This window comes from Alcaligenes nematophilus (genome assembly GCF_026344155.1).
Lineage (GTDB): Bacteria > Pseudomonadota > Gammaproteobacteria > Burkholderiales > Burkholderiaceae_B > Alcaligenes > Alcaligenes phenolicus.
This window is the reverse complement of sequence record NZ_JAPKMZ010000001.1, coordinates 494,126-509,519: the sequence shown is the minus strand read 5'-3', so window position 1 is coordinate 509,519 and position 15,394 is coordinate 494,126. Positions and strand designations below refer to the sequence as shown.

13 protein-coding genes are annotated in these 15,394 nt (G+C 58.0%); 3 read left to right on the top strand and 10 right to left on the bottom strand.

The genetic code is table 11. The annotated features are described in order from the left end of the window. From OSH04_RS02475 to xdhA, 6 genes are all read right to left on the bottom strand, one after another. Positions 1-675 carry a response regulator transcription factor gene (locus tag OSH04_RS02475; RefSeq protein WP_266107896.1) on the bottom strand — a complete coding sequence of 225 codons (675 nt, stop codon included), beginning with the start codon at positions 673-675 and terminating at the stop codon, positions 1-3. 59 nt (positions 676-734) lie between these two features. Next, positions 735-2,036, bottom strand: coding sequence for a methyltransferase family protein (locus OSH04_RS02470; RefSeq protein ID WP_266107895.1), 1,302 nt, complete (start codon positions 2,034-2,036; stop codon positions 735-737). Between the two features lie 192 nt (positions 2,037-2,228). Continuing rightward, positions 2,229-3,554, bottom strand: coding sequence for a guanine deaminase (guaD, locus tag OSH04_RS02465; RefSeq protein ID WP_266107894.1), 1,326 nt, complete (start codon positions 3,552-3,554; stop codon positions 2,229-2,231). A 24-nt stretch (positions 3,555-3,578) separates the two neighbouring features. After that, positions 3,579-4,547, bottom strand: a complete 969-nt coding sequence (xdhC, locus tag OSH04_RS02460; RefSeq protein ID WP_052159430.1) for a xanthine dehydrogenase accessory protein XdhC — start codon at positions 4,545-4,547, stop codon at positions 3,579-3,581. Beyond that, a complete protein-coding gene (gene xdhB, locus OSH04_RS02455) occupies positions 4,544-6,871 on the bottom strand; it encodes a xanthine dehydrogenase molybdopterin binding subunit (RefSeq protein ID WP_266107893.1) in 2,328 nt (775 codons plus the stop codon). Before xdhB ends, xdhC begins: the two co-directional genes overlap by 4 nt. After that, positions 6,871-8,364, bottom strand: coding sequence for a xanthine dehydrogenase small subunit (xdhA, locus tag OSH04_RS02450; protein ID WP_266107892.1), 1,494 nt, complete (start codon positions 8,362-8,364; stop codon positions 6,871-6,873). Before xdhA ends, xdhB begins: the two co-directional genes overlap by 1 nt. 143 nt (positions 8,365-8,507) lie before the next feature. On the opposite strand from xdhA, the gene OSH04_RS02445 reads away from it, so the two are divergent. Together OSH04_RS02445 and OSH04_RS02440 are read left to right on the top strand one after the other, a co-directional pair. Continuing rightward, positions 8,508-9,449, top strand: coding sequence for a LysR family transcriptional regulator (locus OSH04_RS02445; protein ID WP_266107891.1), 942 nt, complete (start codon positions 8,508-8,510; stop codon positions 9,447-9,449). After that, entirely contained in the window at positions 9,446-10,204 is a 759-nt protein-coding gene (locus OSH04_RS02440) for a LamB/YcsF family protein (protein ID WP_009458868.1), read from the top strand. Before OSH04_RS02445 ends, OSH04_RS02440 begins: the two co-directional genes overlap by 4 nt. Here OSH04_RS02440 and OSH04_RS02435 read toward each other — a convergent pair whose 3' ends face one another. The 3 genes from OSH04_RS02435 to OSH04_RS02425 form a co-directional block, all read right to left on the bottom strand. After that, complete coding sequence (locus OSH04_RS02435) at positions 10,205-10,393, bottom strand: DUF3008 family protein (protein ID WP_009458869.1); 189 nt, start codon at positions 10,391-10,393, stop codon at positions 10,205-10,207. 120 nt (positions 10,394-10,513) lie between these two features. After that, positions 10,514-11,716 (bottom strand): benzoate/H(+) symporter BenE family transporter, encoded by a 1,203-nt coding sequence (locus tag OSH04_RS02430; protein WP_052159431.1) that lies wholly within the window; start codon positions 11,714-11,716, stop codon positions 10,514-10,516. Between the two features lie 28 nt (positions 11,717-11,744). After that, positions 11,745-12,509, bottom strand: coding sequence for an AraC family transcriptional regulator (locus tag OSH04_RS02425; RefSeq protein ID WP_009458871.1), 765 nt, complete (start codon positions 12,507-12,509; stop codon positions 11,745-11,747). 96 nt (positions 12,510-12,605) lie between these two features. On the opposite strand from OSH04_RS02425, the gene OSH04_RS02420 reads away from it, so the two are divergent. Beyond that, positions 12,606-13,802 carry an MFS transporter gene (locus OSH04_RS02420; protein ID WP_266107890.1) on the top strand — a complete coding sequence of 399 codons (1,197 nt, stop codon included), beginning with the start codon at positions 12,606-12,608 and terminating at the stop codon, positions 13,800-13,802. A gap of 212 nt (positions 13,803-14,014) precedes the next feature. Here the strand turns inward: OSH04_RS02420 and OSH04_RS02415 are convergent, their stop codons facing one another. After that, entirely contained in the window at positions 14,015-15,187 is a 1,173-nt protein-coding gene (locus OSH04_RS02415; RefSeq protein WP_009458878.1) for an MFS transporter, read from the bottom strand. Between the last annotated feature and the right edge of the window lie 207 nt (positions 15,188-15,394).

Below are 15,394 nucleotides of genomic sequence, written 5' to 3'. Positions count from 1 at the left end.
TTAGCTCTCCTGTTGCAAACGCCAGCCCATGCCGGGCAAGGTTTCAATGGTGCCTGCGCCAGCCTCGGACAAGGCGCGGCGCAAGATATGGATTTGACTGCGCAAGGCTTCTGGCGACGGAGCGCCTTGGGGCCACAGGGTTTTTTCCAGGGAGCGGCGTGTCAGAATGGCTTGCGGGTCGCGTAACAGGGCCTCCAGTAACTGGCGGGCTTTGAGGCTCAGGTGCAGTTCCTGACCGCTGACGCTGACCAGTGCCGTATCCAGGTTGTATTCCAGACGGCCCCAATGCAGTGAGCCGTGCTGCACTTGTGGTGGGCCACGACGCATCAGAGCGCGTAGCCGGGCTTCGACTTCAGCCAGGGCAAAAGGTTTGATCAGATAGTCGTCCGCCCCTAGGTCAAAGGCCGTGAGCTTGCTTTCCAGCTGGCTGCGGGCTGTCAGTACCAAGGTCGGGATGGGGGTTTGACTGGACTGGCGCAGGGCCTGGAGTACACCAAAACCATCCAGACCGGGCAAGCCCAGATCCAGTACCAATGCATCAAAATCCTGTTCTTGCAGCAGTGTCAGTGCACCATTGCCGTCGTAGGCGGCATCCACAGCAAAGCCTTTCAGTTCCAGATAGGTATAAAGATTTTCGGCAATGGTCGTATCGTTTTCAACAATCAGGACACGCATGACAGCTTGTTCCACAGGGTTGGGACAGTTCTTGTGCAGCTTACTGCACTTGGGGACGATCAGGGTAGACGCAGAAGTACGGGTACCCAGCCATTGATTTGCAACCACTGTGCCAGGGCAAAGACGGGCCAGATCAGGAAGTAGGGCAAGGCATCGCGCAAGGTGCGGGCCAATCCTGTCAGGGACACTTGCAGTTCGTTCGGGCTGTTCCAGAGGCTCAGGCGTGGGATCAGGCGGGGCACGCGCTGGCAGTAGTCCTGATAATCCTGACCAAAGACTTTGTGCAGCAGAACCTGTTCTTCGTCGATCACATTGTTGAAGACGGCGTAGACAAACAAGGCGAGTATGGGGCCAAGCAGCAGGCTGCCGGACAGTGCACCCATGCCGGTGACGGCGCACAGGGAAAACAGATACAGCGGGTTGCGGCTGATGGAGTAGGGGCCTTGGCTGATCAGGCTGGAGCCTTTATGACCGCCCAGGTACAACATGCACCAGCAGCGGCCCAGGACGGCAATCAGGACCAGCCCCAGACCGGCCATGCGGGTGAATTGAAAGACCAGCGAGTCGACCGCCCAGGTGGAGGCGAAGAAAGGCAGAATCACGACCATCAGGCCACCAAACACCCCCAGGCTGCGGCGACGTTGTACCTGAATGCTGGCCAGATGTTCCCAGGCCTCTGCAACCGTGGCGCGTTCGCTATGGGAGGCTGACCAGCGTTTGGGATTCACGATCAAGGGGTAGAAGGCGATGCTGCCCAGCAACCAGACAATCGCCAGTGAGGCAAACACTTGGGTCAGATTGATACGCTCTTGATCCGCTTCCAGCAAGCCCAACAAAAAGGCGCAGATCAAACCGGCCAGCAGGCCCCCCCAGCGCAGGCGGGCCTGGTTCAAGGCCCAACCGGCAAAGTACAGGTGTAGCAAGCCAGCGCCCACGGCGACGATGGCACCCACTTCCAGCAAGGGTTTGATCTCGGGTATCTGGTGATACAGCGATTCCAGGCTTGGGGAGGCAGCGGAGTATTGCAGAAGCAGCATCAGCAAAGGCACGGCCAGGAACAGGCTGGTGCCCAGCAACAGGATGCGTTTGCCTGGCAAGGCCTCTTGTCCGCGCAGTTGGCGCAGTTTCCAGGCAGCCAGGAACAAACCCGCGGTGGCAATCAGGCCGGTCAGCAGACCTTGAGCCTCTTTCATTTCATGGGCCATATGGCCAGGTTGCTGGCTGGATGCCAACAAGGGATTGAGCGGAGACCAGTCCTGGGTCAGGCTGGCCAGCCAGAGAAACAAAAAGGTCACTCCCACAACCTGCGTCAGCAGGTAGAACAGGGAGTTGCGTTGCACCAGGGTTGATGTGCCGGACATAATCAAATCTCGCCAAGAAGAGGGGGAGCCGGGGCTGGCTTCCTACTGACGGGATCAATGTATCGTTGGCACCGTAAAATCCGCGTTAAATCGAAAAAACGTGTGCAGATATTTTTTGGGTAGACGGAAAAGAGTCCCTGGCGGCGGTTGTAATGATTGGAGTTGCCCGCCAGGAACCGGCTTCAGTTCTGTTTAGTGATCGCGCTGATGCACGCAGCGGCCTGCGCTGTAGCTGGCTTGAATGCAGCGATCGTCACCCAGCAGGGCCAGCATGAACAATTGCTCTTCCAGCGAGTTCAGCATGGTGCTGCGGCGGGCCATCAAGGGGGTGGCCTTGGGGTCCATCACAATAAAGTCCGCCTCGGCACCAGGAGCCAACGTGCCGATTTGACCCTGCATGTCCAGTGCCCGCGCGGCTCCTTCGGTGGCCATGTAGAACATGGATGCGGCGGTCAGATGGTAGTTGTTCAGACGGGCCACTTTGTGGGCCTCGTTCATGGTGCGCAGCATGGAGAAAGATGTCCCGCCGCCCACATCGGTGGCCAGGGTGTGCAGCACCTTGCTTTGGCGAATGGACTGGAAATCGAACAAGCCAGAGGCCAGGAACAGGTTGGAGGTGGGGCAGTGGGCGGCGATACTGCCGGTATCGTGCATGCGAGCGCGGTCCTGTTCGTCCAGCCAGATACTGTGGCCGTAGATGGCGCGGGGGCGTAGCAGACCAAAGCTGTCGTACACGTCCAGATAGCTGCGGTTCTTGGGGAACAGCTCGCTTACCCATTTGATTTCGTCCTTGTTTTCTGCCACGTGGGTTTGCAGAAACACATCGGGATAGGCGCGGGCCAGTTCACCACAGGCGGCTAATTGCTCCGGGGTGGAGGTGGGCGCAAAACGGGGTGTCAGAGCGTACAGTTGGCGGCCTTTGCCGTGCCAGCGCTTGATGAGGTCTTCCGAATCGCGTGCGCTTGACTCGGCAGTATCTTGCAGATAGTCCGGGCAGTTGCGGTCCATCATCACCTTGCCTGCAATCATGCGCAGATTGCGCTCGTGGCTTTCTTCAAAGAAGGCATCCACAGATTGGCGGTGCACACTGCCATAGACCAGGGCGGTGGTGGTGCCGTTGCGCAGCAGTTCGTCCAGAAACACGCCAGCCACTTCGCGGGCGTGTTCGCTATCGCCAAAACGACCTTCAGTTGGGAAGGTATAGGTTTCCAGCCAGGGCAACAGGCCGCTGGAGGGGGAGGCAATAATATCGGTTTGCGGAAAGTGCAGGTGGGTGTCGATCATGCCAGGCATGATGATTTTCCCGCTCAAATCCACGGTTTTTGTACCGGCTGGCAGGCTCTGCGACAGTTCGGCCCAGTCGCCACAGGCCTGAATCTGGCCTTGTTCGTTGACCAGCAGCAGGCCGTCACTGTGATAGCGCACGGCTTCGGAAGGATCTTCCAATGTGGCAGGGTCCGCGACAAAGTACAGCAGTTGGGCACGGTAGGCGCAGGCGGAGTGTAAAGAGGTAGTCATAGTGTCCTTGAAGTCGAGGTCGCATCAGCGACTGAGTTGCCCCATTTCATAGGCGTGGGCCAGCAATTCAGCGGCGACAGCCACGGCAATAATCGAGGGGGCCTTGCCCTTGATACCTGGCACGCCAATGGGGCAGACCAGTTCCTGAATACGGGATTCGGGCATGCCGCGTTGTTGCAAGCGGCGCTCGAATTGACGACGTTTGGTCATGGAGCCGATCAGGCCCACATAGGCCGTATCGGGCCGGCGCAAGATCTTTTGGCACAGAGCCAGATCGAGGCCGTGATTATGCGTCATCACCAGAAAATAGCTATTGGTCGGGGCTTGTTCGATCAGCGCATCGGGGATGTCGGTAATTTCCAGGCTGACATTGCTGGGTACCTGAGCGGGAAACAGTTCAGGGCGTTCGTCAATCCACAGAACCCGGCATGGCAGGGTGCCCAGAATCTGCACCAGTGCCTCGCCCACATGACCGGCCCCAAATAGCAGAATGGTCAGGGGCGGGGGCGGCAGGTCCTCCATCCAGACGCCTTGCGAGCCGTCGTAGTCCAGCCGGGATTCGTCCACAATTGAAGGGCTGTGGATATCAACCTGCTTGCTGCCATCCGACAGCAATTGTGAACGGCGGCTGGTCGCCTGACCGGCCCGCACGGCGCTATCGAGCTCTTCCAGCCAGCTCAGATCCTCGGTACCCAAGGTCTCGTACAGCAAGGTCACGACCCCGCCGCAACATTGACCCAGGCTGGGACCCAGTGGCAGGCGGCTCATGCTCCAGCCGGGTCCGGAGGACTGGCTGAGCATGACACGGGCCTGTTCTGCCGCTACCCATTCCAGGTGCCCGCCACCAATGGTTAACCACTGCTCAGTTTGGCTGAACAGCATGGCCGTGCCCGTGGTGCGCGGGGTGGAGCCTTTGGCCAGCGCCACCGAGCACAAAACCAGCCGCTCGCCCGCTTTTACACGGGCGAGGGCAAGAGATGGCCAGCTACTCATTTCGCTTTGCGAATAGCCGCAACAGCCCGCATGACGGCTTCCGCAGTCGCAGGTGCGTTCAGCACGGGTTCGATCTGGTAGTTGCCTACACTGGCAACGGCATCACGAATCGCGTTAAAGACGCAGAATGGCAACAGCAAAGGGGGTTCGCCCACGGCTTTGGAGCGGTGAATCGAATCCATGGCGTTGCGGCCATCGAACAGATTGACGCGGAAGTCCATGGGGCAGTCGCTGATGGCCGGGATCTTGTAGGTCGACGGTGCATGCGTGGTGAGCTTGCCTTGAGCGTTCCACACCAGTTCTTCTGTTGTCAGCCAACCCATGCCTTGAATAAAGGCGCCTTCAACCTGGCCAATATCCAGGGCCGGATTGATGGATTTGCCCACATCGTGCAGCACGTCAGCACGCAGAAGACGAGATTCCCCGGTCAGCGTGTCGATCAGCACTTCAGCGACGGCAGCCCCGTAGGAGAAGTAATAGAAGGGATTCCCCTTCATGACTTTGGAGTCCCAGTGCAGGCCAGGGGTGGCGTAAAAACCATCGGACCATAACTGGACACGGGCCTGGTAGGCGTGTTCCACCAGTTGGAAGAAGGGCATGGTCTGGTCACCGATCTCGACCTGACCGCGCTCGAACTTCACGCTGGATTCTTCAACCGAGAACAGCTGGGCAGCCACCGTCGTCAGGCGCTGGCGAATCTGGTAGGCCGCATCCTGGGCGGCTTTGCCGTTCAAGTCTGTCCCCGTGGACGCGGCGGTGGCCGAGGTGTTGGCTACTTTGGTGGTATCGGTGGCCGTGACCCGGATGTGCTCCAGATTCAGGCCCAGTTCATGGGCTACCACCTGGGCGACCTTGGTGTTCAAACCCTGGCCCATTTCCGTGCCACCGTGGTTCACCAAAACCGTGCCGTCACGGTAGACGTGGACCAGAGCACCAGCCTGGTTGAAGGCGGGTACGTTAAAGGAAATACCGAATTTCACCGGGGTCAGTGCCAGACCCTTTTTCAGCACCGGACTGCTGGCATTGAATTCACGGATGTGTTCACGGCGCTGACGGTATTCGCTGGTTTCCTCCAGTTCGGCCACCAGTTCGTGAATGACGTTGTCGACCACGGTCTGATCGTAAGGCGTGACATTACGGTCTTCTTTGCCGTAGAAGTTGATGCGGCGCACATCCAGTGGATCTTTGCCCAGACGGCGGGCAATCGTGTCCAGCGCTACTTCCATCACCAAGGCCCCTTGCGGGCCACCAAAGCCTCGAAAGGCCGTATTGGATTGGGTATTGGTGCGACCACACAAGGCGCTCATGTCTACATCAGACAGATAGTAGGCATTGTCAAAGTGACAGATGGCGCGGGTTGCCACGGGGCCGGACAAGTCGGCGGAAAACCCCGAGTTGGCCGTCATGTCCAGACGGGCACCCAGCAGGCGACCTTCGTCGTCGTAGCCAATATCGTATTCGTAGTAGAAACCGTGACGCTTGCCGGTAATCATGAAGTCGTCGTCGCGGTCCAGGCGCAGTTTGATCGGGCGTTGCAGCTTGACGGCGGCCACACTGGCCACGCAGGCGTACAGGGCCGATTGAGATTCCTTGCCACCGAAACCACCGCCCATGCGACGGCATTCTACGTGTACCTTGTGTGCACCAACGCCCAGACAGTGAGCAACCAGCTGCTGCATCTCCGAAGGGTGCTGGGTGGAGCACCAGATATGCACGGCGCCGTATTCCTTGGGCACGGCGTAGGAAATCTGGCCTTCCAGATAAAACTGTTCCTGACCATTGCACTGGAAGGTGCCTTGCAGGCGGTGTGGAGCCGATTCCAGTGCTTTTTTGGCGTCGCCTTGTTTCAGGCTCATCAGGGGCAGAACACCGGCATTCGCGGCCTTGGCTTCTTGCGGAGTCAAGATGGCAGGCAGCTCTTCATAGGTGATCTTGCCCAGACGCGCTGCACGGCGTGCCTGGTCGTGGGATTTCGCAATAACCGCAAAAATGGGCTGGCCAAAGTAATGCACCACGCCATCGGCCAGAATGGGGTCGTCATGCAGAATAGGGCCACAATTATTTGCGGCGGGAATGTCGGCAACCGTCAGGACGGCAATGACACCGGGCGCTTGACGCACAGCTTCCAGATCCATGTCCAGCAAACGGGCATGGGCTTTTTCCGATAGGCCCAGCGCAATATGGGCCGTGCCCTGCAATTCAGGCAAATCATCGGTATATGTGGCCGTGCCGCTCACGTGCAGGTCTGCCGACTCGTGCAGAAAGGACACGCCGACTCGTTGAGCCGTGGCGGTGTTCAGGTGGTCGATATTGTCAATTTTCATCACAAAGTCTCCAGGCTGGCTTGAGCTCGGTGAAAGACATTCAGCTGGGCGGGACTCAAAGCGTTTTCAGGGTGGGTTTCCAGGAAGAAGCGGTACAGCAAATTGGCCGCACTTTGATTGCGGTATTCGCTGCTAGCACGCATATCGCTCAGGGCCTGGTAGTCCTGTTGCAGCGCTTGCATGGCAGCTTGTACGTTTTCCTCGTTCCATTCCTGACCTTGCAGCACTTGCTCGGCGTGGCTGGCGCGTTTAGGGGTGGCAGCCATACCGCCAAAGGCGATGCGAGCCTGTTTGACGATCTTGCCGTCCAGTTCCACCGCAAAGGCGGCGCACACGGCAGAAATGTCCTGGTCGAAACGCTTGGACAGCTTGTAGGTACGGAATTGCCATTGTCCCTTGTTGCGTGGGACCAGCAGGCCTTGCACGAACTCGCCCGGTTCCATGGCGGTTTTCTGGTAGGCCAGATACAGATCTTCCAAAGGCAGCACGCGCTCGACTGCGCCTTTGCGCAGCACCACACGGGTACGCATGGCAATCAGGGCGGGCATGGAGTCGCCAATGGGCGAGCCGTTGGCCACGTTGCCGCCCAGGGTACCGGCGTTGCGGATAGGGAAGGAGGCAAAGCGTTGGCGCAGTTCTGTCAATTCGGGGTGGTCTTTGATCAGGGCGTCAAAAGCGTCGTTCAACAGCACGCCTGCACCGATATACAGATCGTCCTCGGTGGTTTTCAGTTCGCGCAGCTCGGCCACCTGACCGATATAGATCAGATGCGGCAAATCGCGGAATTGCTTGGTCACCCATAGGCCGATATCGGTGCTGCCAGCCAGAATGCGGGCTTGCGGATATTGCTCGCGCAGCTGGGCCAACTGGTCCAGCGTGCGGGGGGCATGGAAGGTCTGGCCCCGGTATTCATAGGCCAGCATGCCGTCCTGACGAATGGCACGCAGCTTGTCTTCAATGGATTGGCAATCCATGCGGACAGCCGGATAGCTATGCATGGCCTTGGCCGCATCAATAATGGGGCGGTAGCCGGTACAGCGGCACAGATTGCCCGAGAGCACATCGTCGATCTGTTCCCGGGAAACCGGGCCGTCTTCGGGCGAGTGCGTCATGTACAGGCCCCACAGCGACATGATGAAGCCGGGCGTACAAAAGCCGCACTGGGCACCGTGCCAGTCCACCATGGCCTGTTGCACGGGGTGCAGGGTGCCATCGTCCTGGCGCAGATCCTCAATGGTGTAGAGCACCTTGCCGTCCAGCGTAGGCAGCAGCTGGATACAGGCGTTTACGGCACGCAATTGCAGTTGATTGTTCTGGTCCAGTTCGCCAATCATGACCGTGCAGGCGCCGCAGTCACCCTCGGCACAGCCTTCTTTGGTGCCGGTGCAGTGCAGATCCTCACGGATATACTGTAAAACGGTTCGCGTGGTTGGGGCCTGAGCCACTTCCTGTACTTCGCCGCGATAAATAAAACGAATTGGTCTTGTCTCCATGATCTCACTCGACTGGTTTTTTACGGATCGAAGATAGCATTTGCTTAGGATGCGAACATTTGCTTGGAATGATGTTCACTATATAGGCGTATGAGTGTCTACACCGATCAACGAGGCGGGCCAGCGCTTGTATTATTTAAACCATGCCAAAATTACGAGAACAACTAGACCTACATTTGCTGCGGGTATTGCAGTCGCTGCTCAAAGAGCATAGCGTCTCGCGTACGGCTATCCGCTTGGGCATGTCCCAGCCAGCCGTTAGCAATGCCTTGCGGCGCTTGCGCGAAATCACGGGCGATCCGATTTTGTTGCGCGGTAAAAAGGGAATGGTGCCTACCGAGCGCGGCCCCTTTTTGCTGGCACATGCCACGGAAGCTTTGCAAGCTATCGAGCGAATTTCTGCCACGGCAGAGCCTATGGATCCCAGTCAGTCTACCCGCGTTTTCAATCTGGGCGCGCCGGATTATCTGGACGGCGCTTTTATCCCGGATATTGCGGAGCGGGTGCGTCGTCAGGCGCCGCAGGCCCGACTGGTGGTCCATACCATCAATCCGGACCTGGATTACGTACAGGCCCTGGAAGAGGGCGAACTGGACGTGGTGATCGGCAACTGGCTCGAGCCCCCTGAAAAGCTGCACCTGGCGCGTCTGTTTGATGACGAGGTGGTCTGTATGCTGGGCCGCCATCATCCCTTGGCGCAGCGTGGTCTGTCCTTGCAGCACTATCTGGACATGCCGCATCTGGCCCCTTCGGCCCACGTGACGGACAAGCGCGGCTTTATTGACGGTTGCCTGGCCGAGCAGGGCATCAGCCGTCACGTACAGATGGTGGTGCCGTATTTCGGCCTGGTTCCGGGGATTTTGAGTCGCACGGACATGGTGTTCACCACGAACCGCCAGTTTGCCGAGTACTATGCCCGCATTCTGCCGATTACGGTTTTGCCTTGTCCGGTTCATTTTCCACTGATGCGTTTTTACCAGCTGTGGCATCCGCGCACGCATAATGCGTCAGAACTGCTGTGGTTCCGGCGTTGCATTGCCCAGGCCGCAGGCAGGTTGGATGGATTATCAGAGGGAACTCCATGAGCTTGAGTATTGATTTGAATTGCGACATGGGCGAGAGCTTTGGCCCCTGGGTCATGGGCCATGACGAGCAGGTGATTCCGTGGGTGACGTCGGTAAATATCGCCTGTGGCTTTCATGCCGGAGATCCGGGCACCATGCGTCAGACGGTGGCCCTGGCCCTAAAGCATGGCGTGAAGCTGGGCGCACATCCCGGCCTGCCGGATCTGGCTGGTTTTGGTCGCCGGGTGATGGCGGTTACCCCCGAGCAGGTGTATGACATGGTGGTGGTGCAGGTGGGAGCCCTGGCTGCCGTTGCACGCACCCAGGGTGCTGCTTTGCATCACGTCAAGGCACATGGTGCTCTTTACAATATGGCCGCCCGTGATGGGGCCTTGGCAAAAGCCATTGCCCAAGCTGTGGCCGATATTGATCGCAGCCTGATTCTGTATGCGCTGGCAGGCAGTGTGCAAGTGCAGGCCGGTCGTGATGCGGGTTTGACGGTGGCTCAAGAGGTGTTTGCCGATCGCAGCTATCAGGACGACGGCAGCCTGACCCCTCGTCAGCAAGCTGGCGCCATGATTACCAATGCCGATCAGTCCGTACAGCAAGTGATGCAGATGATAGAGCAAGGCACCGTTACCAGTCTGTCGGGTAAAACGGTGCCTTTGTCTGCTGATACCTTGTGCCTGCATGGGGATCAGGCGGGGGCGGCCGAATTTGCGCAGCGTTTGCATCAAGCCTTCGAGCAAAGCGGCGTGCGCGTTCAGGCTGTCTGATTACTCCTTGTGTTCAGGCAGGTTGCGGCGCGCGGTATCGGTGCTGGCCAGTTCTTCCAGCTCCTTGGTACTCATGGTGTTGTACATTTCCAGCGATGCCCCTTTCAGACTGGCTACCGGAGTTTCCCCGCGTTTGGCGGACAAGGCTGCACCGGCAGCTTTTTGTTGGGCTTGAGATAAAGCAGGCATGAAGCACCTCCGTTAAAGAAAAGTGGTCATGCCTTTAGTGTGCCAAATGAAAAAGACGGCAAAGCAAGCAAATGTGAGGCTTGTTTGCCGTCTTGAACAGACGCCGGGGGGATGGCCGGATCAGGACACTTTTCGTTTCTGAATCAAGTACATAGCCATACCAAAAACCAGACCCCAGAAGGCACTGCCGATATTGAGCAGGCTCATGCCTGACGCGGTGGTCAGAAAGGTGACCAGGGCGGCGTCACGGGTGTCTGGGGCTTCCAGCGCCATGTGGATGCTATTGCCTATGGTGCCCAGCAGGGCCAGACCGGCAATGGCCGCAATCAGTTCGGTTGGGAAGGCGGCAAACAGGCTGACCACGGTGGCACCAAAGATACCGGCGGCAAAATAGAAAATCCCGGCCCAGACACTGGCGCGATAACGTTGACGCGGGTCCGCATCCACTTCGGGAGTCATGCACAGGGCGGCGCTAATGGCGGCCAGATTGTAGGCGTAGCCACCGAAGGGGCCAAAGATCAGGCCCACAATCCCGGTCCAGCTAATGACGGTGGAGTTGGGCGCATCGTAGTTATGCGCCTTCAATACAGCCACGCCCGGAATGTTTTGCGAGCTCATGGTGACGATGAAAAAGGGAATGCCCACACCAATGAGTGCCGTCCAGGAAAACTCGGGCCAGACCAGCACCGGCGTGGCGGGTGTCCAGCTCAGAATTTCCATTTTCAGCAAACCTTGCATGGCAGCAATCGTGACACCGGCCACCAGGGCCAGCGGCACGGCGTAGCGGGGCGACCATTGGCGCACCACCAGAAACACAATGAACATGCTCAGGCACAGCAGCCATTGGGTTTGCATGGCTCCAAACAGATCCAGGCCAAAGCGCAGCAAGATGCCGCCCAGCATGGCGCCGGCAATGCTGCGCGGCATGTACTGCATCAACTTCTGAAAGCTGCCGCTAAGACCGCAAATGGTGGTCAGCAGGGACGAAAACAGGAAAATGCCCACGGCCTGGGACATGGGCAGGCCCACCAGACCCGTGGCCAGCAGCGCTGCGCCAGGTGTGGACCAGGCAGTCAGAATTGGAATCTTGTAGCGCAGCGACAGACCTGCCGACAGCAGGCCCAGACCAATACCCAAAGACCACATCCAGGAGCCCAGCTCGGCGGTGTTGGCACCGGCCGCTTGAGCGGCCTGAAAAACAATGGCAGCAGAACTTGTGTAGCCCACCAGCACGGCAATCAGCCCCGCCGACATGTGAGAAATCTGGAACCAACTCAATAAGCGCTGCAGATATCCGGGGCGGGACAGGTGTGTGGAAGACATGGATGCGTGTGGTGAGGGTAGTAGGGACTTAAGAAGAATGGGTTTGGCTCAAGTAACGGCTGGGGGTTTCGCCCAAAATAGATTTGAAAACGGTAATAAAGGCACTGATAGAGGTGTAACCCAATTCCCTGGCCGTGCTCTTTACGGACATTCCCGAACCCAGTTTTTGCAGGGCCAGCATAATCATGAATTGTTGCCGCCAGCGCCCGAAGCTCATCCCTGTGTGTTTTAGCATATGTCGGGCCAGGGTGCGCTCACTCATGGCCAGTTCTTTTGCCCAGTCGGCCATCGTAGGGCGCGAGTCGGGCTGTTGCAGCATATGTTGCGCAATCGTCTGCAAAACTTTGTCCTCGGGCACCGGTACATGCAGCTGCCGGGTGGGCATTTGATTCAAGGTTTCCAGCAGCACCAGTGCCAGGCGATGCGTCTGGCTGCCCGGTTCGTAATGGGGATTCAGATCACTTAAATGAATGATCATTTCGCGCACCATGGGGCTCAGGTCCAGGGTGCTGCAGTGATCGGGCAGTTCATCCAGACCGGGCTGTATGTACAGGAAATGAATCAGGGCCTGATCGTCGGCGCGGGCACGGTGACGGATACCCACCGGCACCCAGACGGCGCACAGCGGCGGCACCATCCAATAGCCCTGGTCGGTTTGCAGGGTGACGGAGCCATATTGCGTCATGATCAGCTGTCCATTGGGATGGGTATGCAATGGATTTTCAGTATTGCTGCCCATCGCCATCTTGATGCTGAAAATAGGCCCGCCTTGCGGATTGGAGCTAAAACTCATGCTTTGTCTGGTTTGAGGTATAAGTTGTCATAATATCCTGTTTGCGTCGGCATCGAAACAGGATAGAGTAGGGTTTTCACCTACTGGCTACATTTCATGTCCCTCTCTCGACTCTCCTGGCTCTCCCACCCCTTACTGGTGTTGATTGGCGTCTTGCTGATTGCCGGCAATCTGCGAGCCCCGATCACGGGTATCGCCCCCTTGCTGGAGCTGATCCAGGCAGACCTCTCCCTGTCGTCCACGCAGGCCGGTCTGCTGACCGCCATGCCCTTGTTCATTTTTGCGGTGATCTCCCTGCTGGCCGCCTCCATGGCGCGGGTGGTGGGCTTGTCCCGTTCCTTGTTTATTGCTTCCGTACTGATTGCGGTAGGTGTGGTGGTACGTATCCTGGGCGGCACGATAGAGCTGTTTGCCGGTATCGGTTTGCTGGCTATCGGGATTGCCTTGGGTAATGTGCTGTTGCCTTCTCTGGTGAAACGCCATTTCCCCATGCGCATCAGTTTTGTGACGTCGCTGTACGTTTTGTTCATGGGTCTGGTCGCGGCGTTCAACTCCGCGATGGCGGTCCCTATGGCGGAGTGGACAGGCCAAAGCTGGCGCTGGTCGTCCCTGATGGTGGTGGGTGTGATGGCATTGGCTAGCGTAGTTGTCTGGGCTACCCAGTTGGACGCGGATCGACGTGCGGCACAAAATACGCCCGCTGGCGCGGCAACCAGTTCTTCGGTGTGGCGTTTGCCCCTGGCCTGGCATATCACCCTGTACATGGGTTTGAACTCGGTGGCTTACTACATGATTGCCAGCTGGTTGCCTGTGATGCTGGTGAACTATGGCTTTGAGCCGGATCATGCGGGCCAGATTCATGGTTTGATGCAGTTGGCTACCGCCGTACCGGCCTTGCTGCTGATGCCCGTGTTGAGCCGTGTGCACGACCAGCGTGCGGTGGCCTTGGCGGGTGCCTTGTTGCAGACCCTGACCTTTGTGGGCTTTCTGCTCTTGCCGTCCTGGTCCTTGCTGTGGGCGGTGCTGTTTGGCTTTGGTAGTGGCAGCGTATTCCTGATTGCCTTGGCCTTGATTGGGGTACGTTCTACGTCTACTTCGCAGGCGGCGTCCCTGTCGGGTATGGCGCAGTGCATGGGCTATTTGCTGGCCGCGTTTGGGCCTCCCGCCATGGGCGGTTTGCATGACCTGTTCAATAGCTGGGGCTGGGCCTTGGGCTTGTGCATTCTGGTCAGCTTTGGAATGGGCTACGCCGGTTGGTTGGCGGCTCGCCCCGCAGCTGCAAGCAAAGCCTGAGCTGAATTGCTGAAAGCCAGGTAGTCGGACCTCCGAGAGAGGGCTAAACAAAAGTGGCCTGTAATTGAAATACCCTTAGGGGCATCCAATTACAGGCCGTTTTGTTTTTTGGGTTACTGGCAGAGTTCAGTTTTGCAAAGGCTATTCCTGTGTTCAGCTTCTGTCGCCTACGACAAAATTGCCTGCTCCGAGTCACCCGCTCTGAGGTCTGACTATTCTTTAATGCGCAGCGAAATGGTGTGCAAGGCTAGGCCACCCAAGGCCAGCAAGGCACCTACCCAGGCGGTCGAAGTCCAGCCCCAGCCAGCGGCAATCGTCAAACCACCCAACCATGCACCTAGCGCATTGGCCATATTGAAAGCCGAGTGATTCAGCGCAGCCGCTAGTGTTTGGGCATCACCTGCCACGTCCATCAGGCGAATCTGCAAAGCGGGGCCCAAGGCCACCAGGGTGCCAATCAGCATGATGTTCAAGGGGCCAAGGATTGGATGGTGGGCCGTGATCATGAACAGCAAGAGCACGCCGGTAGCCCAGATCAGAACCAGGCGAATGCTGCGATCCAGGTAGCGGTCCGCATAGCGGGCGCCCAGTAAATTGCCCAGCACCATGCCAACGCCAAACAAGGCCAGCACGACAGGGATGGCGCTGACCGACAGGCCCGCCAGTTCCATCAAGGTGGATTTTACGTAGCTGAACACCGAGAACATGCCACCAAAACCAATTGCGCCTATGCCCAGCGTCAACCAGACTTGCTTGCGCTTCAGGGCCCCCAGTTCGCGCAAAGGGCTGGCCAGCGTGTTGGCGGGAATGAAAGGCACAAAGCGTAGTACCAGCCCCATCGTCAGCAAGGCGATCAGGCTGACGAAGGTAAAGGCCGCCTGCCAGCTCAGCCATTGTCCCAAGGTGGTGGCAATGGGCACACCCAATAAGGTAGCGACTGTCAGACCCAGCATGACGTAGGCCACGGCCTGTGCGCGGCGATGCGGCGGCACCAGGCGAGCGGCTACCAGGGCGGCAACACCAAAGTAGGTGCCATGCGGAAAGCCGGCCAGAAAGCGGGTGATCAACACGGTTTCATAGCTGGGGGCGATCACGGTCAGGAAATTGCCCACGGCATAAGCGCCCATCAAGGCTATTAACAGACGGCGCCAGGGCCAGCGTGCACCCAGTACGGCCAGTACCGGAGCGCCAATCACCACGCCTAAAGCGTAAGCGCTGATCAAGTGGCCCGCGGTGGGAATATCGATACCCAGATCCTGGGCCACATCGGGTAGCAAACCCATGATGACAAATTCGCCGGTGCCGATGGAAAAACCACCCACAGCCAAGGCCAGAATGGCCAGTAAAACCTGGCGGGGGGATAAGGAAGAGTGCGAAGAAGACAAGATAAACGCCTGAGAATCAAGAAGGGTAGTGTGTCCAACCCGTAAGAGGCCTTATTGTCGCGCAGTCATGGGGCAAGGCTCAAGATTTCTAAGGACGGAATAGGGTCATGTAACTGTAGGGAATTGAAGATCTTTTTAAGTTTTTAATCCTTATTACGTCCTAGCACAAATTAATTTATCAAGCTATAGCGTCAGCCCTAAACAACG